This is a genomic window from Candidatus Mycobacterium wuenschmannii, from assembly GCF_030252325.1.
GTDB classification, from domain to species: domain Bacteria; phylum Actinomycetota; class Actinomycetes; order Mycobacteriales; family Mycobacteriaceae; genus Mycobacterium; species Mycobacterium wuenschmannii.
Genome location: NZ_CP126981.1, coordinates 2588916 through 2610864, shown reverse-complemented (window position 1 = coordinate 2610864; position 21949 = coordinate 2588916). Strand labels below are relative to the sequence as shown.

The following is a 21949-nucleotide window of genomic DNA, read 5'->3' as shown; positions in this document are numbered from 1 at the left end:
CTCTGGCGGGCCAACGTTCGAGGCCGCTGCCCAGGCGCGCGGCCGAGGCCCCGGCCCCGCCGTGCCACTCCCGCCGACCGTCGAGCCGGCCCGGCGCTGGCAGAACTGGTACTCGTCCCGACTGCGCGTCACCGACACCGTGATCGTCTGCGCCGCAGTAGCGCTCGCGCAGGTCGTCCGGTTCGGCGACTCGCCGAGAGTGTCCGGCTATCCGGGCCCGTTGATGACGATCTTCTCGGTCGTCTTCGCCGTGCTGTGGCTGACGTCGCTCGCCATGTTCAACGCCCGGTCGATCCGCATCATCGGCGGCGGAATCGAGGAGTACCGGCGGATCATCAGCGCCTCGTTCTGGACATTCGGCATCATCGCGATGGCCACACTGCTGGCGAAGATCCTGCTGGCCCGTGGCTATCTGGCGGTGGCGCTGCCCGCGGGCACCTTCGCGCTGTTGGTGAGCCGGGTCTGGTGGCGGCGCCACATCGCGGCCCAACGCGCCCGCGGCAAGTTCCAGACCAAGGTGCTCGCGATCGGTGACCGCAAGGCCGTCACCCACCTCGCGGAGGAATTGACGCGCAACGCGGGCGACGGCTATGTGGTTGTGGGCTGCGGGATTCCGGGATACGGACCCTCGCGCGGCAAGAAGCTGATCATCAACGGCCGCGATGTCCCGATCCTCGGCGACGACGCCCATGCGGTCGCCGCGATCGGGCACTGCGGCGCGGACACGGTGGCGCTGACCGGAACCGAACGGTTCGGGGTGCAGGGCGTCCGGCAGTTGATGTGGCGGCTCGAGACCATGGACGTCGACCTGGTGATGGCGCCGGGCGTGATGGACGTGGCGCAGGGCCGGCTGGCGCTTCGGCCGGTGGCCGGCTTCCCGCTGCTGCACGTGGAGAAGCCGCAATACAAGGAGGCCAAGCGATTCCAGAAGCGGGCCTTCGACTTCTGCTTCGCGCTGGCCGCGGTGATCGGCACCTCGCCGTTGCTGATCGCCGCCGCGATCGCGATCAAGCTCACCAGCAAGGGGCCGGTCTTCTACCCCTCCGAGCGCATCGGTCTGGACGGCAAGCCGTTCAAGATGTTCAAGTTCCGCACCATGGTCGACGGCGCCGACCAGCAGATCGATCAACTGCTCGCGCTCAACGAAAGCGCCGGCGGGGTGTTGTTCAAGATCCGCGAGGACCCGCGAGTCACGGCCGTGGGCAAGGTACTTCGCCGCTTCAGCATCGACGAGCTACCCCAGTTCTTCAATGTCCTCACCCAGGACATGAGCGTGGTCGGGCCGCGGCCGCCGCTGCAGCGCGAGGTCGCCAAGTACGACGGCGACGTGAAGCGGCGCATGCTGGTCAAGCCCGGCGTGACCGGCCTGTGGCAGGTCAGTGGCCGCTCGGACCTGTCCTGGGACGAGTCGGTCCGCCTGGACCTGTCCTACGTCGACAACTGGTCGATGACCAGTGACGCGCTGATCATCGCCAAGACGCTCAAGGCCGTGCTGGCCAGCGACGGGGCGTATTGATGACCGACACCGCAACGAAAGTGTCACTGAGCGTGCCGGATTCGGAGATTCCGCACGCCCGCATCGCGCATGCGGTCTCGATCCAACTGGTCTGCCGCGTGCTGGGCATGCTCGCATCGGTGTTCTCGGTCGCGATGACCGCGCGTTACCTGGGCCCGGGGCGGTACGGGCAGCTGACGATCGCCATCGCGTTCGTCGGCATGTTCACCAGCCTGGCAGATCTCGGCACCGGCACCGTCGTGGTGCGGCGCGTCACCTCGGGCCGCGGCGACCTCGAGCGGTTGGTTCGCGTCAACAGCGCGCTGTCCCTAGTCTACTGCGTCCCGCTGGCGGCGCTGGCCACCGTCGCCGGGCTGCTGGTGTACCGCGACGCCGACGTGCGCATCATGTTGGTCGTCTCCTCGGCGCAACTGCTGATGCTCACGCTCACCACGCGATTCGAGCCGATCTTCCAGACCACCGTGCGGTTCTCGGCGGTCGCGCTGTCCGACGTCGTGAGCCGGCTCGCCACCCTCGGCGCGGTTGCGTGGCTGGTCGCTACGCACCACGGGGTCATCTGGTTCGCGGTCGCGCAATTGATTCCGCCCGCACTGCAATTGGCGATCCAGGGGATCGCCGCGGCCCGCCACGTCACGCTGCGGCCGGCCTTCGCGCCGCGCGAGGCCGCCGACCTGCTCCGCGAAAGCCTGCCGCTGCTGGGCGTCATGGTGATCGGGGTGCTGTACTGGCGCGCCGACGGCGTGATCGTCTCACTGGTCAGCACCCACGCCGAGGTGGGCGTGTACGGCCTGGCCTACACCATCGCCTTCAACACCGAGGCGCTCTCGGTGTTCTTCCTCAAGTCGACGCTGTCGACGGCGACGTCGCTGTTCGCCCGCGACGTGTCCGCGTTCAACGGATTCCTGCGCCGCAGTGTCGAATTGATGAGCTTCCTGGCCGTACCGGTCGCCGTGGTCGGCGCGTTGTTGGCAGGCCCGCTGGTCAAGCTGTTCGGCGAGCAGGAGTACGTGAGTCGCGGCGCGCCGACTCTGGCGTTGCTGTTCGTCGCCGTCGCGCTGCGGTTCGTCACCGGCACGCTCGGCCAGGGCCTGTTCGCGTGCCACCAGCAGAAATTCTTCTTCCGCTGCTTCGTGGTCTGCCTGTCGTTCAACGTCGCGCTGAACCTGTTGCTGGACAGCCACTTCGGCGCGGTCGGTGCGGGCGCGTCGCTGGTCTGCACGGAACTGTTCGGCTTCGTGGTGACCAGCTGGTGGCTGCACCGCACCTGCGGCTATCGCACGCCGACGACCTTCATGCTCCGCCTGGCACTGCCCGTGGCGGCCAGTGCCGTTGTGGTGCTGACGCTTTCGGGCTATCACGTACTTCTCATTCTGGCCGCTGCAGCGATCGTCTATCTGGCGGTCAACATGGCGATCGGTCCGGTCGATTGGTCGAGTCTGACCTCGCTACGTCGGAAGCAGGTGTTCGCATGACACGCGTAACCGACCGGGCCTATCTGAAGCGCCCGGACCGCGGTGTGCCCCCGCCGCGGTCCGGGCCCCCCCTCGTGGCGGTGATCGTGACCTACAAGAGTCACGAACTACTCGAGCAGTGCCTGGCCAGCCTCGATCAGCACATGCCGGCCTTGCCCGTCTACGTCTACGAGAACAGCGGCGCGGACTACCCGGGGCGCGAAGAACTGGCCGCCCGCCACCCGGACGTGCACTGGGTGTTCGGCCCGGTGAACATCGGCTACGCCGCCGCGCTCAACGCGTTGGTGGAGCACACGCCGCCGGCGTCGGATCTGTTGCTGCTCAACCCCGATGCCCGCCTGCTCGGGCCGCTGACCCGCACCCCGGAGTTGCTCCGGCAGCCCGGCGTCGCCGCCGTCTCACCGATGCTGCTCGACGAGTCGATCGGCGGACCACAGCCGTGGGACCACGTCAGCCGGCATGCCACGCTGACCCGCGCCCTGGTCGCGGCGACCGGGTACAGCCCCGCGCTGCGCGGCACCTCGCTATCGCACCTGTACGCCCGCAAGCCGGCCGAGTCGCTGAGCATCGACGGCTACATGGCCGGCGCGTGCATCGCGTTCAAGCGCGCGGCGTGGAACCAGATCGGCGGCTTCGACGAGGAGTTCTTCCTCTACGGCGAAGAGGCCGACTGGCAGCACCGGGCCCGCGCGGCGGGTTGGCGTCTGCTGATGGCCGACGAACTACCCGTCGAGCACGGCAATCCGGCGCTCGACAAGAAGGCCGCCGGGCCCGGCGCCACCCACGGTGCCGAGGTGTTGCCCATCGAGCGCCTGCGCAACAACGACATGCTGCGGGCCAATGCCGCGCTGCTGCTGGAGCACCAGCACGGCGTGCACACGGCCGATGTATACCTGGCCGGCACAACGCTTTTGGACCGCATTCAGCGGTCCAAGCGGACCATCCGCCGTGGGGCCATCGCCGCGCAGCGCCGCACCGACCGGCCGACCGTGGTGATCACCACCAACCGCCTGGTGTACGGCGGCGCGGAGCGCCAGAAGGCGCTGCTGGCCGGCGAACTACAGCGTCGCGGTTACCCGGTGACCATGGTCTGCGTCCAGCGTTTCGGCCCGCTGATCAAGGAGATCCCGCACGGTGTCCGGGTGGTGCGGCAGCCGTGGTGGGCACCCGCGCTCGACATTCCCGACGGTCCCGCGGTGCTCATCAGTGGCGACACCAACACCGAGACGGGCTTCGCGACGTTGTGGCGGGCGGGCGGCCGCGGTCGGCGCTGGCTGGTCGCCCCGCATGTGCCACCCGAGCAGGACCGGCGGATCTACTCGCGGCCGTTGACTGCTGCCATGTCCCGATCCGATGCTTTTGTCGTTCTGGCGCAACGTCATTGGGAGATGATGGTGGCGCAGCACCGGCTTCGTGGCCGGCACTTCGTCGCACCCAACGGCGTACCGGCCCCGGAGGTCCCGGTGCGCCCGGTCCGGGCCGCCGGCGAGCCGCCGCATCTGGTCATGCTCTCGCGCATCCTCGAGCACAAGAACCCGCAGGTGCTGATCGAGGCGCTGCACGGGCTGGCCCACCTGCCGTGGAAGCTGTCGATCTTCGGCGACGGCCCCGATCGTGAACGGTTGCAGGCCGGCACCCCGGCCGAATTGGCCGACCGGGTGCGCTGGCGGGGTTGGTCCGCCGGGCCCGGCCCGGCGCTGTCCGATGCGGACTTGCTCTGTGTACCAAGCCGTTCGGAAGCTTTCCCGATGGCGATCATCGAGGCGATGGGTCGCGCGGTTCCGGTGGCGGCCTCCGCGGTGTGTGCGATCCCGGAGATGCTGCACTTCGGCGCTGCCGGCTTCGTGGTGGAGCCGATCACGGTCTCGGCGTGGCGGGCCCAGCTGGCCGACATCCTGACCGATCCCGGCGTACTGCCGGCGGTGGGACAACGAGGGTACGAGCACATGCAGGCGCACTACACCGTCGGCGCCATGACCGACGCCTACGTCGATGCCATCGAGGCGGTGCTGTGAACCCGTATCGCCCGTCATTCCAAACACATTGGCCTGAAAGGGGGGAACTGTGATGTTCCGTTCGCGGTTGACGAAGCTTGTCCCATCGCCGTTACGCAGTGGCAGAGCGGTCGCCGCCGAGGGCCGTCCGACGTTCGAGACGGTGATCTTGGGTGGCGGACCCGCGGGTACCGGCTCGCTGGTGTGGGCGGCGCAGAACAGTCAGCTCGGTGCGTGGCTGAATCGCGGTGTCGCCGTTGTGGAACGGAGCGCCTCCGGGAGTTCGCTGGGTCAGTACGCGCTCAACGCGGACTCGCCCGGGCGCTCGTTTCTGGAATGCCTGGACGGCTCGGAGTGCGAGCCGCCGCTGCTCGAGGTCCGCCGTGACCCGGTCACCCGGGAGATGGAGGGGTGGCGTACCGGCCACCCGCCGCTGGAGTTGGTCGACCGATTCGAGCGACGCGTCCACGCCGCGATCAGCGCGGAGATCGACCGCCACCCCGCCAGCCGCGTCTACGCCGATTCCACGGCCCGCGCGCTCTACCTCCAGCCCGACGGGTCGGTCGTCGTGGTGATCAGTACGGCCGATGGCGAACGCGAGACCATCCATGCCGCAAGCGCTGTGATGGCGTTGGGCGGGCAGCCGAACACGTCCTGGGGCGCGGTCGAGCAGGCCACCGGTGCCGATTTCGAGCGCTGGCGGCACAAGATCATCTCGAGTCATCAGTTGTTGAAGCACGGCGCCGCCGAACAGGTAGGGCAGTTGCTGGTGAGTAAGGACCGGCCGGTCCGCGCCGTCATCGTCGGCGGATCGCACAGCGCTTTCTCGTCGGCGTGGATGTTGTTGGACCGCATGCCCGATGTGCGTTTCGACACGCGCGGTGTGCAGATTCTGCACCGCAGCGAGCCGCGGGTCACCTACTACTCCCGAGCCGAGGCGGAGGCGGACTCCTACCGCTTCGCCGAGACCGACGTCTGTCAGGCCACCGGACGGGTGCACCGGTTGGGCGGCCTGCAGGGCGACGGCCGGCAGATGTGGCGGCGGATCCACGGCAAGGACGGAATGGCGCCGGACAACCGCGCAGTGCTGCGGCCGATGGCGGACCTGCCCCGTGCCGAGCTGGTCGACCTGCTCGAGGGAGCGGACCTGATCGTCTCGGCGTTCGGCTACCGGCTGGCCACGGTCCCGGTGTTCGACAAGGACGGCTACCCGTTACCGCTGGCGAAAACCGGCCCCTCGGTGGGGTCGGACGCACGCCTGCTCGACGCCGACGGACGCGCGATCCCCGGCCTATTCGGGGTCGGGCTCGGCAGCGGCTTCACGCCGTGGGGCGGCATGTCGGGCGAGGCCTCGTTCACCGGTCAGCAGAACAGTCTCTGGCTCTATCAGCACGGGCTGGGAGAGCTGATCCACAACGGATCGCATCAGCATGCGCAGGAGTGGGCGACCGCACACGCCCGCGACGAGAAAGGTTCCCGGGCAACGGTATCCACCGATGGCGACGACGCCGTGCCCATGGATGAAGTGAGGATTCGATGAAGTGCCGTTTGTGTGACTCGGAGCGACTGGTCAGCATCTTGGACCTCGGCGCCACGCCGCCGTGCGAGAAGTTTCTCAACCCCGACGAGCTCGACCTGCCCGAGCCGACCTTCCCGCTGCACCTGCGGCTGTGCGAAGACTGCCTGCTGCTGCAGATCCCCGCGCTCATCACACCGCAGGAGACCTTCACCGAATACGCCTATTTCTCCTCGTTTTCGGACAGCTGGGTGGACCACGCGAAGACCTTCGTCAAGCAATCGGTCAAGCGGCTCGGGCTGTCGTCCGACTCGCTGGTGGTCGAGGTCGCCAGCAACGACGGCTACCTGCTGCAGCACGTGGTCGCCGCGGGCATCCCCTGCCTGGGCATCGAACCGTCGGTGAACGTGGGCGCCACCGCCCGGGGACGCGGCGTCCCCACCGTCACCGAGTTTTTGGACGAGACGCTGGCGCGCAAGGTCCGCGAGGAGTACGGCCCCGCGTCGCTCGTTGTCGCCAACAACGTCTACGCGCACATCCCGGACCTGCGCGGGTTCACCCGCTCGCTCCGCACACTGCTGGCCGACGACGGCTGGCTGAGCATCGAGGTGCACCACGCGCTTCCGCTGGTGCGCAACGCGCAGTTCGACACGATCTATCACGAGCACTTCCAGTACTACACGCTGCTGTCCGCGACGCGTGCGCTCGCGACCGCCGGCCTGACGGTCGTCGACGTCGAACTCTTGCCGACTCACGGTGGCTCCCTGCGGATCTGGGCTCAGCCGACCCGGATCGCCGCACCACCCAGCGAACGGGTGGTGGAGGTGCTGCGCACCGAGAAGGCGGCCGGACTGCACCGCGCGCAGGGATACCAACAGTTGCGTCACCGCACCGAGACGCTGCGGCAGAACCTGCTGCGGTTCCTCTTGCAGGCCCGGGCCGAGGGCAAGCGCGTGGTGGGGTACGGCGCACCGGGTAAGGCCAACACCCTGCTCAACTACTGCGGCATCCGCAGCGATCTGCTGGAGTACATCGTCGACCGCAACCCCTACAAGCACGGTCGCTACACGCCGGGCACCCGCATCCCGATTCGCGATCCGAAGTCCATCGCCAGGGACCGCCCGGACGTGGTGCTCGGCCTGCCGTGGAACCTGGAAACCGAACTGCGCCAACAACTCAGCTATATCCAGGAATGGGGCGGCGAACTGGTGTTCCCGCCGAGCCTGCAGAGCTCGAGCCTGCTGGTGACGAATGGGGCGGGGGCTCTGCTGGCATGAGTGTGTGTCGCGGTTGCGGCAGCACCGACCTGACTCGAGTTCTCGATGTCGGGAAAGTGCCTGCCGCGGACCACTTTCCGTTAGCCACCGAGCCAGTGCGCTCGGAGGAGTCCTCGCATGCGTTGGCGATGGATCTGTGCGGCGGCTGCGGCCTCGCGCAACTCAGCGACGACGACACCGTGACCGACGAACCGCGCGGCATCGAGCCGGAGGCGTTGCGGGACCAGGCCGCCCTGGCCGTCAGGCGGGTCGCCGACGCCGGCTGGCTGCGCGGGGGCACGGTGCGCGAATTCGGCAGCCCGCACGGCGGCACCTGGCTGCCGCTGCTGGCGCAGCGCGGTTTCGCCGAAGTCAGCGGCGGCAACATCGCCGATGTGGTGCTCGATTCGTTCGGCATCATGCACGATGCGGACCAGCGGGAGGCGTTCCAGCTGCGGGCCAAGGCCACCGCGCCCGGTGGTGTATTGCTGCTGCAGTTCCACTCGTTGCACACGATCGTGGCCAAGGGGCAGTGGAATGCTTTGCGGCACGGGCACTTCGCGTACTACTCGATGCACGCGCTGACCAGACTGCTGCGTGCGGCCGGCATGCGCATCGCCACGGCCTGGGAGTTCGATCTCTACGGTGGCACCGTGCTGGTCGCCGCGGTGCACGGCTCGGTCGAACCAGATCGGAGCGTCACCGAAATCCTGCGCCGCGAAAGCGACTTCGGCATCGCCGAGACCGCCGTGGTGGGCCGCCTGCAGCGGGTCGCAGAAAGCCATGCGGCCCGGCTGCGCTACTGGCTGGAGGCTCAGGCACGCAACGGACGCCGGGTCTACGGGTACGGCGCATCGTCGCGCGTGCCGGCCCTGTTCAGCATCGCCGGCGTCGACCGGCGTCTCGTCCTCGGCATCGCCGACGCCTCGCCGGGCAAGCAGGGCCGGCGCATCTCGGGAACCGACGTGGCCATCATCTCGCCGGAACAACTCGTCGACGCGGATCCCGACTGCGTCTTCCTGACCATTCCGGAACTGTACGAGGAGGTAACACGACGGTACTCACAGCTCAGCGGACGTTGGTCCCTCGAACCCATCGCAGCGTTGTGAATCCTCCACGGGTGCTGTGGCTTTCACCTCGGATGCGGCCGCTGGCGCGGGTGCATGCCGAGGCGCTGCGACGCCGGGGCGTCGAGGTGATGCTGGTGACGTCTGACCAACATCCGGAATCGGACGCCCCGCGCGACTACGAATTCGTGGTCGAGCCACGCTTCCGCACCGCCTCGAGTTGGCCGGTCACCGTCGCCGCCTGGAACGAGGTGCGCGACTACCGGCCGGACGTGGTGATCGCCGAGTCGGTCCGCGATCCGCGTTGGATGGCGTTGGGCGCCAAAGCTCCACGCATCCAGCTCGTTCACGACCATCGCGGTCACGATGCGATCCAGCACCGTCCGCTGCTCAAGCGCGCGGTGTTCGACCGATGGGGTGCGCGCTCGGCGGCCACCATCACCTACAGCAGCTACGTGGCCGCGGCCGTGGCCACCCGTCGCGACGTGCTCGGCACCCCGGTGCACGTGCTGCCGCTCGCCAGTGATCTCGACCCGACTTTGGTTCCGCCGCTGGCGGATCCGGAAGCGCGGCGCGACTTCGTCATGGTCGGCCGGCTGAGCCCGTACAAGAACATCGACGTCGTCCTGGAGGCGTGGCAACGGCACGTCGACGGCGGCAGCTGGCGCGGCGACGAGCTGGTGCTGATCGGCGACGGCCCGCTGGTCCTCCAGTCGCTGCCCGAGTACGTGCGGTGGCGGCCGGGCCGATACCGCTACGCCGAGGTGCTGACCACCCTGGCGGCGGCCAAAGGCTCGGTGGCGCATTACCGGCGTGCGTCGCAGAGCGGTGTGCAGGTGCTGTCGATGCAATTGGGCGTGATGCCCATCGTGTCCACCGTCGGCGGTCTGCCGGAATACCAGCCGCCGGGCTGCCCGCCGCTGGGCGTGGACGACGTCGCCGGCCTGACCGCCGCTTTCGACGAGCTGGCCGACCCGTTCACCGCGACGCTGCGGGGCGCCTCGGCCGCCCGGCACTACGCCGACAAGTTCACCGTCGACCTTGTCGCCGATGGCCTGATGAACGTCATCAACGAAGTCCTCTCCAACCGACTCAACTGAATCCGACCCAACCGCAGGAGAACGCCATGAGCTCAACAGCTGGACCATCGACAGCCGACACCCGGACCCTCGCGCAGCGCGTCGTCGGCCGGCTGTCCGACCTGACCATCGCGAACCTGCTGCCGTCGAAGTCGGCCAACCTGCGCCAGTGCGCCCGAGATGACATGTGGGACGTCTACTTTCGCGAGGCCGAAGGGCAGTTTCACGAGCAGTGGGTCGGGACCATCCGGCCGCTGATCGAGGACTTCGATTTCGAGACCGTCCTGGAGCTGTCGCCGGGCGCCGGTCGTAACACCGAGAAGCTGAGCGAGCTCACCTCCAGGCTGATCGCGGTCGACTACAACCAGCAACCGTTGGAGCAGACCAAAGCCCGGCTCGACGCGCTCGGCACCCGGTGCGAGATCACCTACCACCAGAACAACGGATGCGATCTGCGGATGGTGGACGACGCGTCGGTGACCGCGATCTATTGCTGGGACTCGGCCGTGCATTTCGACAAGAGCGTGCTGTCGGCCTACATTCGCGAATTCGCCCGCGTGCTCAAGCCCGGCGGGTCCGGCTTTTTGCACCACTCGGATCTGGGCGATCGTGCGCACAAGAGCATCAAGCGCAACTCGCACTGGCGCAGCAACGTGAGCAAGGAACTCGTCGCCGAGCAGTGCCGGGTCAACGGCCTCACGGTGGTTCGTCAGCAGCCGGTGCCGTGGCCGCCGATCGTGGACTGCGCGACGATCTTCCGCAAAGACCTCTAGCCCAGAATTCACGAACGGCCGAGCGGGGGAGGTAAAGGTGGCACGGCCATTTCGGTTCATCGCGCCGATGCCGAGGTTCGACACACCGGCGACATGGCGCGACGAGATCCGGCGGATCGAGGACATCGGGTTCAGCACGGTCGCTGTCGCCGAACACATCAGCGGCTGGCAGATGGAGCCGGTCGTCGCGCTGACCGCCGCCGCGGAGGCGACGTCGTCGCTGCGGCTGCTGAGTCTGGTGATGTGCAACGACTTTCGACATCCGGTGCTGATGCACAAGTCGATGGCGATGCTCGACGTGCTGTCCAGCGGCCGGGTCGAGATCGGCCTCGGCGCCGGCTGGCTCGACGATGACTTTCGGCGCATCGGCGTGCCGATGGACTCCCCGGCAGAACGCATCGACCGACTCGGCGAGTCGGTGCGACTGCTCAAGGAACTGTTCGCCGAAGGGGCGGCGGACTTCCACGGAAAGCATTACACCGTAACGGAACTCGAAGGACTGCCCAAGCCGATTCAGCGCCCGCATCCGCCGCTGTTGATCGGCGGCGGCGGTCCCCGGGTGTTGCGGCTGGCGGCGCGGCACGCGGACATCGTCGCGATCCATCCCAGGATGGCCGCGGGCGCGCTCGGCCCCGACGTGGCCGCCGACCTCTCTGCGGAGCAGGTGGAGAAGAAGATTCGGCTCGTCGAGAAGGAGATCTGCGCGGTGGGACGCGCGATTGACGACGTCGAGATCCAATTCAACGTCTATCTCACCGATCTCGACGGTCACCCGTCGTCGCGGTCGTCGTTCAACGCGCACCTGCGCGCCGATCCGGATCTCTACGCGCATTCGCCCGCTGTTCTGTCGGGCAGCGTGGACCGCTGCTGCGACCTGCTGGTCGAACGGCGCGAACGGTTCGGTATCTCGTACATCCAACTGAAGTCCGACATCGAGTCAGCGGCGCCGATCGTGGCGCGACTCGCCGGAACCTGAGCCAGATCATGAAGGAGCAACCTGCCGTGGGAGATCTCGAAGAGTTCGCCGAGGAACGTCGCCGCAACATCGCGAGGTTGGGCGGCGACGAGGTGCTCGCCAACGACGCCGTATCCATGACCGAGACGCTGATCCGGCAGCGCTACGTCTTCAACTTCGACTGGCTCGGGTTGCCGATCATCCAGTTCCCGCCGGATATCATTGCGCTGCAGGAGATCTGCTGGAAGCTCAAGCCGGCCGTCGTGATCGAGACGGGTATCGCGCGCGGCGGCTCGCTCGCCCTGTACGCCTCGATGATGCAGCTGCTCGGATCGGACGGCTTCGTGATCGGCGTCGACGTCGACATCCGCAGGCACAACCGCGAGGCCATCGAGGCCCACCCGCTGGCCAATCGCATCAAGCTGGTCGAGGGGTCGTCGACCGACCCCGACACCGTCGCCACGGTGAAGTCGATGGTCGGAAATCGTGGGCCGGTGCTGGTGGTGCTGGACTCACTACACACCAAGGACCACGCGCTCGCGGAGCTCGAGATCTACTCGCCCCTGGTCACACCGGGATCCTTTGTCATCGTGCAGGACACCGCGATCGAGGTGCTCTCCGAGGACGTCTACCCGGACCGGCCGTGGCATCACGGCAACTCGCCGGCCAATGCCGTCGACGAGTTCTTGGCCCGACCGGACTGTCGGTTCGTCGTCGACGAAGACTACGCGTCGAAGCTGGTGTTCACGTCCACGCCCGGCGGATTCCTGCGCTGCGTCGCGTGATGGACTGCAGAACTTAGGATTTGACCGTCTGCAGGTAGACGCTGAACATGTGCCGGTAGAGCCAGCCGAGCAGCGGCAGGGCAGCCGCCGGGGCACCCGGCAGACGATCGCCGATCTTCTGCTGCGAGGAAGCCTTTGCCTCACAGCGCAATCCGTGCCGCTCGATGGTCGCGACGCTGGAGCGAACGGACCGGTAGAAGGTCTCGTCCTCACTGAACCGTCCGAAGATCTCGGCGCGCTCGCGCACGGAGAACTCGGTGAAATATGGTGCCGCCAGGCCGAGACGCAACGCCGCGGAGACCGCGGCACGGCGCAACGGCCCCTTGGGCAGCCAGTGCACCACCGGCGCGCGCAGGTGACTTTCGATGGGACGCCACTTGGCATCCCAGATGTGCAGACCACCGGCGCCGGGCGCCGACACCCGGGCCACCTCGGCCGCGAACGCACCGAGATCGGCGACGTGTTCGAGAACCTGGTCGGATAGCACCACGTCGAACGCGCCGTCGTCGAACGGATAGCTGAAATCGGGGTTCATCGGCCGCAGCCGCGCGGGGTCGGCGCCGACGCGGGTGAGGTACTCACGGCCGCGGTCGATGTAGTCGGCCGAGACGTCGGTGCCGTACGCGTCGAAGCCCGCGTCGCACAGCCAGGCGACGGTGTCGCCGCGTCCGCAGCCGACGTCCAGGACCCGCAGTGCCGCAGGATTGATACCGCGCTCGCGCAGTTGATGTTTCAGGTAGCGCTGGACGTAGTCGGTGGGAACGATCGGCGATTCGATGAGGTGGTTCTTGCTGTCCTCGTCGTGCTCCGCGAAGTTGGGTAGCAGACCCTCGCGCGTGATCGTCATGACCAGGCAACCGGCAGGCCGGCCAGCGACTCCGGTCTGCGCACCGCGCAGAAGTCGTGGACGTATCCGTCCGGCATGGCGAACGGGTGAAACTCTCCCGAGCGGACCATGGACATCTGGTCGCGCTCCACGTCGAACTCGGCGATGGGCCGCAACGCCGTCGGGGTCACGTAGAACACCTGGTAGTCCAGCGCCTCGAGTTCGGCGAACACGCCGCCGATCGGCGCGCTGAGATGGCGTTGCTCGATCTCGATCAGGATCGACGGCCCGCTACGCCGGAAAAGCGATGCGCCACCGCGCAATACCGACAGCTCGTGGCCCTCGACGTCGATCTTGACGAAGTCGACGTCGACATCGATCGCGTCGTCGAGTCGCACGGTCGCGACGTCGATGGTCTCGACGTCCACCCCCTGGCCGTCGAATCCGTGCGACAGACTGGCCTGGGCGGTCACCAGCCGGGACTGCTGGCGGGGTACTTGCAGTTGGGCGTGGCCGGGGGCGTCGGACACCGCCGACGGGCTGAAGTGGACGTGCGGTCGCGCGGCCGCCAGCCTGCTCAGCATCGGGGCATTCATCGGATGCGGTTCAAAGCTGTAGACCCGGCCGGACGTCCCCACCCGGTGGGCGAGGTGATACGTGAACAGTCCCCAGCTCGCGCCGACATCGACGACCGTCGCGCCGCGGGGAGCGCAGCGGTCCGCGAACGCCAGGGCTAGGTCCCGGGCCTGCCGCCGGCGCCAGAGCGCCTCGGTGGTGGCGGCCATCGCCGGGCGGCCGAGGTACCGGCCGATGTTGCGCACCGTTGCATATCTCGCAGCCCAGTTGGCTGCGTCATCGCGCAGCGCACGGTGGTTTGTCACCGACACCATTCTCAGCGCCCTCCCGCGGTAGCCCGTCCGGACGAGGATACCAGAAGTAGATAAAAAGATTGGTAATCATTCAAAAAGTATGTAGACTGCGGAGCGAGTCGGTTACCGGTCTGGGTGAGGACATATGACTTCAGCGAATGCGCTCAGGGTGCTGTGGTTGTCGCCCGGAATGCGCCAGTTGGCGCGGGTGCGGGCGGAGGCGTTGCGCGAACGGGGAATTGACGTCCTGCTCGTGACCTCCGACCAGTACTTCCCGAAGTCGGATACCCGTGACTACGAGCTGGTGCTCGATCCGCAGTTCCGCAAGGCCGCGACGTGGTCGCCGCATCTCGCGGCGTGGCGCCGCGCCCGGCGGTATCGACCCGACGTCGTCATTACCGAGCTGGTCACCGATCCGCGCTGGATCGCGTTGGCCGGCAAAGCTCCTCGCGTTCAGCTGGTGCACGACGACCGCCCACACGACCCGGACGAACAGCAGCCCGCCTACAAGCTGGCGGTGTTCGACCGCTGGGGCGCCGGGTCGGCGGCAACCGTGGCCTTCAGCGACTACGTCGCCACCCAGATCGCCGACCGGCGCGACGTCGCCGGCACCGACGTGCGGACGGTGCCGCTGTGCAGCGACCTCGACGCACACGAGGTGCCGCCGCTTGTTCGTGCCGACGGGCGGCGCGACTTCGTGATGCTCGGCCGGCTCAACCCCTACAAGAACGTCGACGTGGTGCTGCAGGCCTGGGAGCGACACGTCGCCGGGAAGCATTGGCGCGGCGATGATCTGGTGTTCATCGGCGACGGACCGGCGATGAACCGCGACCTGCCCCGGCACGCCCGCTGGATGTCCGGCAAGTATCGCTACAGCGACATCGTCGGGACGCTGGCCGCGGCGAAGGCGTCGCTGGCGCCGCACCGGCGCGCCTCGCAGAGCGGCGTGCAACTGCTGTCCATGCAATTGGGCGTGATGCCGATCGTGTCCACCTCCGGCGCACTGCCGGAGTTCCAGCCGCCGGGCTGCCCGCCCGTCGACGTCGACGACGTCGCGGGGCTGGCAACGGCTTTCGACACGCTGGCGAGCGCCCGGACCGCGGCGCGCTACGGCGCGGCCGCAGCGCGGCACTACGACGAGAACTTCACCATCCATCACAGCACCGAAGGACTGCTGAACGTGCTGACCGATGTCATGACGTCGACGGTTGCGACGTCGGCGCCGGAACCCGTTCGCGCCCAGGTTTAAGGGGAAGACCACATGCCCGTCGCCGTCTCGGCCAAACGTTCGCTCGCGCCATTGGTCAAAGCCGTTGCGCCCCGGCCGTTCTACCGCCGCAAGTACCGCATCCTGCGCGAGCTTGCCGCCTCAAACGCCGAGATCCAACTCGTGCAGTCGCTGTGCGATCCGAACCGCGTCTCGCTCGACATCGGGGCCGACGTCGGCGAATTCAGCATCGCGATGGCGGCGTCGTCGCGCTCGGTGGTCGCGTTCGAGCCGCGGCCGGCTCAGGCCCGTGCCCTCGTTGCCATGTTCGACGCGGCGGCCGCGCCGGTGCGCGTCGAGGCGATCGCGCTGTCCGACACACCGGGTACCGCGGCGATGCGGGTGCTGGAACTGGACCCGGGCCGCAGCACCATCGACACCGGCAACTCCCTGACCGATGCCGACGGCAGCCCGGTGCAGACCATCGACGTGCCGGTCAAGCGGCTCGACGACCTCGATCTGGGCGACGTCGGGCTGGTCAAGATCGACGTCGAGGGCCACGAACTCGCCGTGCTGCGCGGGGCCGCCGGTACGCTGCGTCGCTGCCGGCCGACGCTGGTCGTCGAGGCCGAAGAGCGTCACCACGCCGGTGCCGTTGCGGCCATCACCGAGTTCCTGTCCGGGCTCGGCTACGCCGGCCACTTCACGGTGGCCGGAAACCGCTTGCCGATAATCGAATTCGACGCCGCCCTGCATCAGGATCCGGCCAACATCGCCAGCTGGAAAGACGGCTGGGCGACGCGCGGAACCTACGTGAACAACTTCGTGTTCGCGGCGTCCTGAGGCGCTGGGCTGGCCAGTTCGGTCCACAGCAGGGCGAGCCGCTCGTACCAGCGATCGATCCCGAAGTCGTTGGCCCTACGCCGCGCCGCCGCGGCCAGCGCGGCCCGCTGCGGCTGGTTCCGGACCAGAGCGGACAGCGCTTCGGCGATCTCACCGGGCGAACCGGGTTGCACCACAACACCGTTCACGCCGTCGCCGACGGCCTCGCCGATGCTGCCGACCAGAGTGGTCACCGGGACCAGGCCCCGCGCCATCGCCTCCAGCAACGCCATCGGCAAGCCCTCGTCGTAGCTGGGCAGCACGAAAAGATGAGCGCTGCTCAGCAATTCGTCACGGGCCGGCGCATCCAGCCAACCGGCGACATGAATCGTCTCGCCGAGGCCCGCGGCGGCGACCGCCGCGCGCACCTCGTCCACCTCGCCGTCCCCGGCGAGGGTCACCCGCAACCGGCTCCGGACGTCGCCGTCCAGTTGGTCGACCGCGGTGATCAGGTCGTAGCTGCCCTTGCGGACACCGAGTCGGCCCAGCGCGACGGCATGCACCGACGCCACGCCCTCGTGGGTGACCGGGTGAGCGGGAATCTGAACCGCGTTGTGCAGTACGCCGATTCGATCCTCGGAAAGCTTCAACCGGGCGGTGTACTCCGAGACGTGCCGGTCGCCCAGCACCAACCAGCGGTCCGCGACCAGCAGGCGTCGAACCACCGCCCGACCGGCCGCGGGAAGGCGGTCGAACCAACCGCCGAAGTCGTAGCTGTGGCCGTGGATCACCGACGGCACGCCCGCGCACCGGGCGGCGGCCAGCGGCAACGCCTTGCGGATCACGCTGCCGCCGTGCGCCAGATGGACGTGCAGGACGTCGACCTTGCCGGTCGACACCAGCCACGCCGAGCGCAGCATGCCGGAGAGGCTGGTCGCGAACCGGTACCACCGTGTGCCTTCGACGTAGGTCGGCACGGTGGTGACGGCGAACCGGCGATCGGGTTGCGTGGCCATCAGTGCGATCACCGTCGCCATGCCGCCTCGGCTGGCGGCGCCGGCCGGGGCCGGTCCCACGACGAGCACCCGCAGAGTCATTGCGCCGAACCGGCTTTGAGATCGCTGCGCGGGATGTCGAGCGTGGCGATCGGATACCAGCCCGATCCGTCCCGGCCGTCGCGAGCGAGTCGCATCGGCGGGTAGTTCACCACGTGCGTCGCCCCCGGTTTGTGGTGTCGCCATTCGGCGGCGGCTTGCACGGTGTAGTGCCCGGGGGGCAGGCCGGCCAGTTCGACACGGACCGTCTCGGAGGTGGATTCGGGAACCGGCTGCGAGCTGTCGGTGTCGTCGGAGTGCACCAGGTCTTTCAGCGCGACGTGTGAGGGGATGGTGCGGACGACCGCGCCGGAGAAGTCCACCACCCGGTACCCGGGCGTCCACTTCTCGATCGCGGCGGCGGCGCCGTAGTTGGTCCACGTCGCGGCGATCGTCGCAACCCGGTCGCGCACCGACTCGGATCCCGCCCGCGCCGACACCGAATAGCGGTAGCCCGCAATCACATTGGCCTGCGCCCACTGAAGATACAGGCTCGGGTCCATCGCCTTGTCCGACCGGCTGTCGGGGAAGTTGACGCTCGAGGTCATCGCCACGTGGTACTTCACGATGTCGCGCAGGGACTGCTGGTAGTAGCTCGGCAGGTCCTTCGCCCGGCCGTCGGTCAGGTCGGCCCACTCGGTGATCACCGGCGCCGTCGCGAACCGCTTGCGCACCACGTCGATGAACGGGTTCTTCTGCAGGACGTACTGGGAATAGGGGTTGGTGGCCCATGCCGGCATCGGCGAGTACATCCCCAGTGCATTGGTCCGGATGCCGACCGGCGAGTCCAGTCGCTTGGTGATGTTCGGGTCTTCGAACAGCTCCCGCATGATCTCGGGATTGTTCGAGGTGACGTCCATCTGGGTGTGCGGGAAGGACCGGGCGTGCGCGGCGACGAGGCGACGGATCGAATCGAGTGTGATGGTCTGGTCGCGAAAGACTGCGTAGTAGCCGAGTTCCTTCATGCTGTCTTCTTGCGACGGGCCGGGTGCCTTCAGGGTGTCGCGCACGTAGGAGATGTGGTTCTCGCTGAAGTCGCCATAGCCGGAGAACTCGAACACCGAGAGCCGCTCGTCGGTGTCGTAGCGGCGCCCCAGCGCTTCGATCAACTTCTCGAAGCCGTCCAGGTAGTGCGGGTCGTTCCAGTTCGGGACCACCTGGGTGATCCTGGGCGAGCCGGTGGCGGGTCCGGGATAGCTGGTGCTGGAGCCCGGAAACGCCCGAATCCAGTCCGGGATCTCGATATTCGTGTTGTCCGGGTACTGCGCGTTGCAGCACGAGTTGTACGAGTAGACCTGAAGCATCAGCCGCGCACCGTGGCTGGCCGCGTCCGTCAGCGCCTCGTCGATGACGTGAAAGTCGTACTTCTGCTCGTCGGCGGCGTCAGCGGGCAAGGTGGCCGGATCGATCGGTTGCAGTTGCCGCCAGGACAGTCGCAGGCTCGCGTCGTGGGTTGCGGGCCACGCGGGATAACGCTTGTCCGCGGGGTTGCCCTGCGGGAACAGGGTTTGCTGCAGGTCCTCGTACTGCCCGCGAAGCGGATTGACGACTTCCTGGGTGTCGATCGCGATGCTCGGCGACGCGATGGCGATCAGCGATTCGCGTTGCGCGACATCGTGTGTGTCGCAGCCGCCGACCGCCAGCAGCGCGCAGGCCAGCACGAGCAGGAGGTTGCGTGGACTACGCCGCATCGAGAACCTCGGCGGATTGCGGAAGTGGCTGCAGTTCAATGGTTTCCGCGTTGGCGGCCTGGTCGCGCTTGGTTGCGCGGTCCGCGTTCGCGAACGCCAGTGCCGAGCCCAACGCCATGCCCAGCACCAGCGCGCTGGCCGGCTCTTCGGGAAGCGGTGCAACGTTGCAGATCACCAATAGTCCGAGGCTGACCGCCACGCTGGCCTTGGCGAGGCTGGAGGTGCTACGCAGTCCGCGAATCAGCGGGGTCAGCGCGAACCACACGAACGCGGACATCCCGACCGCCCCGGTCTTGCACAGCCACCAGAGATAGAAGTTGTGCGCGTAGGTGGTGCCCAACGTGGCGGTGAACCAGTTCGGGTCGTTACCGAACGGCATCTGGTACGCGTAGCCGAGCCCGTGCCCGAACACCGGTGCCTCGCCAATGGCGTGATTGAGCTTCGCGTTCTCCCGCAACCGGTCCAGGGTGGATTCGTCGACGGCGAGCGCATCGGTCGACACCCCACCGAGCACCCGGTTGTTGTAGCCGGTGATCTGGGTGCTGAGCCAGGCGCCGGCCGGCGAATGCTGCAGCAGGAACAGGGCGCCCGGCAGCGTGATCGCCAATAGCGCTGCGCCCCAGAGCAACAGCGTGCCGGTTCGGCGCAGGGTCGGCCAGCCCATGTTGGTGAGGATTGCGACCAGCGCGGCCACGCCGATGGCGAGCAGCGTGCTGCGGGCGAAGGTCAGCGCGGTGATGATCAGCGCCGGCGGGAAGAACACGAACCACGCCGCGGTGCGCCCGCGGCCCAGGATGTGCAGGGCGACCAATGTGGTCAGCGCGGCGATCGCGGGCGTCTCCGCGGTGGTGATGATCCGGTTGGTGTCGACGGCGCCCGCCATGTCCGCCATGCTCTCCGAACGACCCGCAAGCTGAATGCTGTGGAACGATCCGGCGATCACCATGCCCGCCGAGAACCACAGCGTCGCCGCGACGGCGTAGATCGTTCCCTTGATGTAGTCGGCGTAGACGATCAGCAACGCGAGCACCAACCCGACGACCAGCTCCACCATGTACATCGCCTCGTGGACGACGCGGTCGGTGGCATTGTCGGCGGCCAGGCCTACCTCGGTGAAGAAGACGATCGTCAACAGAAACATCGCCGGCAGGCGGAACATCGAAAGTTTCGGGCGGACAATGGGAATCAGATAGCAGAGCGCGAGGATCAGCGCCACGTGGTACGCGTACACCGGAATCGGGCCGAAGACCTTGCCGATATGCAACCCCTCGGGCAGTGCCGCGAAGGACAGGAAGAGCGCGACGCTGACCATGATCTGTGGCTTGACCCAGTACAGGACCAGGCAGAACAGCGCGCCGATCAGGAGCAGGCCGTAGACCGTGGTGCGCACCGCGAGGATGCCGAAGACGAAGCAGCCGAACAGGAATGCCGCCACCGTGGCGGTGTCGATCACCCTCCGTTCGCGGCTGTCCCGGACATACAGGATCATGCCGACCCGCTGATGACCAACGCTCGGGACGGCTTGCGGTGGTAGGCCCGGACGGCCGCTTTGGTGTAGCGCGGCATGCGGGCATCGGTCAACACGGTGCCGACGACATTGATCCCCGCCGAACGCATCACGTGCAGCGCGTCGGTGACCTCGTCGAAGGTGGTCCGCCCGGCGCGCACCACGAGCACGGTGGCCTGCGCGGTGTCGGCCAGCAGACCCGCGTCGGCGGTGGCCAGCACCGGCGAGCTGTCGATGATGGTCCGGTCGAAGCGGGTCGCCAGATCCTGCACCACAGTGGCGAGTTGGGTGCTGCGGGCCAGAATGTCGTCCTCGCGGGCGTTGCGCGAGGCGACCATGAAGACCTTGTCGACCGATGTCGCGGAGACCGCGTCCATCGGGGCGACGTCGCGGTCGGCGAGGATGTCGGCGAGGCCGATGCCGGACTTGACGCCCATCACCCGGGCCAGCGCCGGCTTGCGGATGTCGCCCTCGATGACCAGGGCGCGCTCGCCGAGCTCGGCGAAGGCGCTCGCCAGGTTGAGCGCCGTCGTCGTGGTGCCCTCGCCGCCGAACGGCGCGGCCACCAGCACCCGATGGGTCTGTGGCTCGAGCACTTTGAGCAAGCGCGTGCGGAAGGCGCGCACCGCGTCGTCGAAGGAGCCGTCGGCGCCGAACCGGGAGGCGATCTTCGGGCGGGCCGGCAGTTCGGCGAGCGTCGGAACGCCGGACAGCTCTTCGAGTTTCGTGCGGTCGCGGACGCTGCGGTCGGTGGCCTTGCGCGTCAGCGCGACACCGACCCCGAGCAACACGCCGGCCACCAATCCCATCGCCATGTTGCGTGACGGCACCGGCTTGACCGGCACCTGCGGAATGCCCGGGCGCTCAACGACTGTCGCCGTCGCCAGCGGCAGCGGCTGACGTGCCGCGTCCGGCGCCGGTGCCGGTGACTGCGGGGCCGGGATGTCCGCCGCCGCATCGAGTTGGGTGTCGGGGGAGGGGCGCGGCGTGTCCGAGGCGTCGGGGCGCGGCAGCCGTGGGTGCACCGGGGGACGCGGCCCTTCACCCAGCGTCGGCACCATCGCGGCGAACTGGTCGGCCATCGCGCCGGCGAGCGCGGCGACCCGGACCGGGTCGGTGTCCATCACGGTCAGGTTCAGCAGCATGGACTTCGGCGTCGATGCCACGTGCGTCTGGCTGACCAGGGTGTCGGGGTCGACCGGGACGTGGAGCTGGCGCACCGCACGTTCGGCGACCGCGTGCCCGCCGGCAACCTGGCCGTAGGAGGCCAGCCGGTCCTGAGCGGCCTGGGTGGCGTAGTAGACGTCGGTCAGGTTCTGCGCACCCGAGAACGAGATCAGAATCGTGGCCGACGACTGGTAACTCTTGGTCTGCACCGCGGTCAGGAAACCCGCCCCCACCAGGCACGCGAGTAGCGCGCCGACGACGAGTTTCCAGCTTCCGACAATCGTGCCGATAAAGGTACGGAAATCCATGCCTTGCCCCTAGATCAGTATGCTACGAACTGATACACATACATA

At 67.9% G+C, this 21949-nt stretch carries 18 protein-coding genes; 12 read left to right on the top strand and 6 right to left on the bottom strand.

Translation table 11 applies throughout. The features are described 5' to 3' along the window. Positions 1-61: 61 nt before the first annotated feature. The 10 genes from PT015_RS12270 to PT015_RS12225 all read left to right on the top strand — a co-directional run bounded on the left by PT015_RS12270 (position 62) and on the right by PT015_RS12225 (position 12413). Positions 62-1516 (top strand): sugar transferase, encoded by a 1455-nt coding sequence (locus tag PT015_RS12270; RefSeq protein ID WP_285184760.1) that lies wholly within the window; start codon positions 62-64, stop codon positions 1514-1516. Continuing rightward, entirely contained in the window at positions 1516-2988 is a 1473-nt protein-coding gene (locus tag PT015_RS12265; RefSeq protein ID WP_285184758.1) for a flippase, read from the top strand. Before PT015_RS12270 ends, PT015_RS12265 begins: the two co-directional genes overlap by 1 nt. Next, on the top strand, positions 2985-5003 hold the full coding sequence (locus tag PT015_RS12260; protein ID WP_285184757.1) for a glycosyltransferase: 2019 nt from the start codon (positions 2985-2987) through the stop codon (positions 5001-5003). The genes PT015_RS12265 and PT015_RS12260 overlap by 4 nt, the downstream gene beginning before the upstream one ends. Before the next feature lie 67 nt (positions 5004-5070). Beyond that, entirely contained in the window at positions 5071-6522 is a 1452-nt protein-coding gene (locus PT015_RS12255; RefSeq protein WP_285184756.1) for an FAD-dependent oxidoreductase, read from the top strand. Then, positions 6519-7775 (top strand): class I SAM-dependent methyltransferase, encoded by a 1257-nt coding sequence (locus PT015_RS12250; RefSeq protein WP_285184755.1) that lies wholly within the window; start codon positions 6519-6521, stop codon positions 7773-7775. Before PT015_RS12255 ends, PT015_RS12250 begins: the two co-directional genes overlap by 4 nt. After that, positions 7772-8863: a transferase gene (locus PT015_RS12245; protein ID WP_285184754.1), complete on the top strand. Its 1092-nt coding sequence runs from the start codon at positions 7772-7774 to the stop codon at positions 8861-8863. The genes PT015_RS12250 and PT015_RS12245 overlap by 4 nt, the downstream gene beginning before the upstream one ends. Positions 8864-8874: 11 nt before the next feature. Further along, on the top strand, positions 8875-9921 hold the full coding sequence (locus tag PT015_RS12240) for a glycosyltransferase family 4 protein (protein ID WP_285184752.1): 1047 nt from the start codon (positions 8875-8877) through the stop codon (positions 9919-9921). A gap of 26 nt (positions 9922-9947) precedes the next feature. Beyond that, on the top strand, positions 9948-10673 hold the full coding sequence (locus PT015_RS12235) for a class I SAM-dependent methyltransferase (protein ID WP_285184751.1): 726 nt from the start codon (positions 9948-9950) through the stop codon (positions 10671-10673). Between the two features lie 37 nt (positions 10674-10710). Next, entirely contained in the window at positions 10711-11649 is a 939-nt protein-coding gene (locus PT015_RS12230) for a TIGR03621 family F420-dependent LLM class oxidoreductase (protein ID WP_285184749.1), read from the top strand. Between the two features lie 26 nt (positions 11650-11675). After that, complete coding sequence (locus tag PT015_RS12225; protein ID WP_285184747.1) at positions 11676-12413, top strand: cephalosporin hydroxylase family protein; 738 nt, start codon at positions 11676-11678, stop codon at positions 12411-12413. A 13-nt stretch (positions 12414-12426) separates the two neighbouring features. On the opposite strand, the gene PT015_RS12220 is transcribed toward PT015_RS12225, so the two are convergent. Then, positions 12427-13260 (bottom strand): class I SAM-dependent methyltransferase, encoded by an 834-nt coding sequence (locus PT015_RS12220; protein ID WP_285184746.1) that lies wholly within the window; start codon positions 13258-13260, stop codon positions 12427-12429. Further along, a complete protein-coding gene (locus PT015_RS12215; protein WP_285184745.1) occupies positions 13257-14120 on the bottom strand; it encodes an FkbM family methyltransferase in 864 nt (287 codons plus the stop codon). Before PT015_RS12215 ends, PT015_RS12220 begins: the two co-directional genes overlap by 4 nt. Before the next feature lie 157 nt (positions 14121-14277). Here PT015_RS12215 and PT015_RS12210 point away from each other — a divergent pair, with 157 nt between their 5' ends. Continuing rightward, complete coding sequence (locus tag PT015_RS12210; RefSeq protein WP_285191075.1) at positions 14278-15357, top strand: glycosyltransferase family 4 protein; 1080 nt, start codon at positions 14278-14280, stop codon at positions 15355-15357. A 12-nt stretch (positions 15358-15369) separates the two neighbouring features. Then, a complete protein-coding gene (locus PT015_RS12205; protein ID WP_285184744.1) occupies positions 15370-16158 on the top strand; it encodes an FkbM family methyltransferase in 789 nt (262 codons plus the stop codon). On the opposite strand, the gene PT015_RS12200 is transcribed toward PT015_RS12205, so the two are convergent. Genes PT015_RS12200 through PT015_RS12185 form a run of 4 tightly spaced genes read right to left on the bottom strand, consistent with a single transcriptional unit; the run spans position 16125 to position 21904 of the window. Continuing rightward, positions 16125-17234: a glycosyltransferase family 4 protein gene (locus PT015_RS12200; RefSeq protein WP_285184743.1), complete on the bottom strand. Its 1110-nt coding sequence runs from the start codon at positions 17232-17234 to the stop codon at positions 16125-16127. The two genes, PT015_RS12205 and PT015_RS12200, sit on opposite strands and share 34 nt — an antisense overlap. Next, the gene (locus PT015_RS12195; protein WP_285184742.1) at positions 17231-18922 is read right to left on the bottom strand and encodes a hypothetical protein; all 1692 of its coding nucleotides are present in this window, start codon (positions 18920-18922) and stop codon (positions 17231-17233) included. Before PT015_RS12195 ends, PT015_RS12200 begins: the two co-directional genes overlap by 4 nt. Further along, on the bottom strand, positions 18912-20411 hold the full coding sequence (locus PT015_RS12190) for an O-antigen ligase family protein (protein ID WP_285184740.1): 1500 nt from the start codon (positions 20409-20411) through the stop codon (positions 18912-18914). The genes PT015_RS12195 and PT015_RS12190 overlap by 11 nt, the downstream gene beginning before the upstream one ends. Continuing rightward, positions 20408-21904: a polysaccharide biosynthesis tyrosine autokinase gene (locus PT015_RS12185; RefSeq protein WP_285184738.1), complete on the bottom strand. Its 1497-nt coding sequence runs from the start codon at positions 21902-21904 to the stop codon at positions 20408-20410. The genes PT015_RS12190 and PT015_RS12185 overlap by 4 nt, the downstream gene beginning before the upstream one ends. Between the last annotated feature and the right edge of the window lie 45 nt (positions 21905-21949).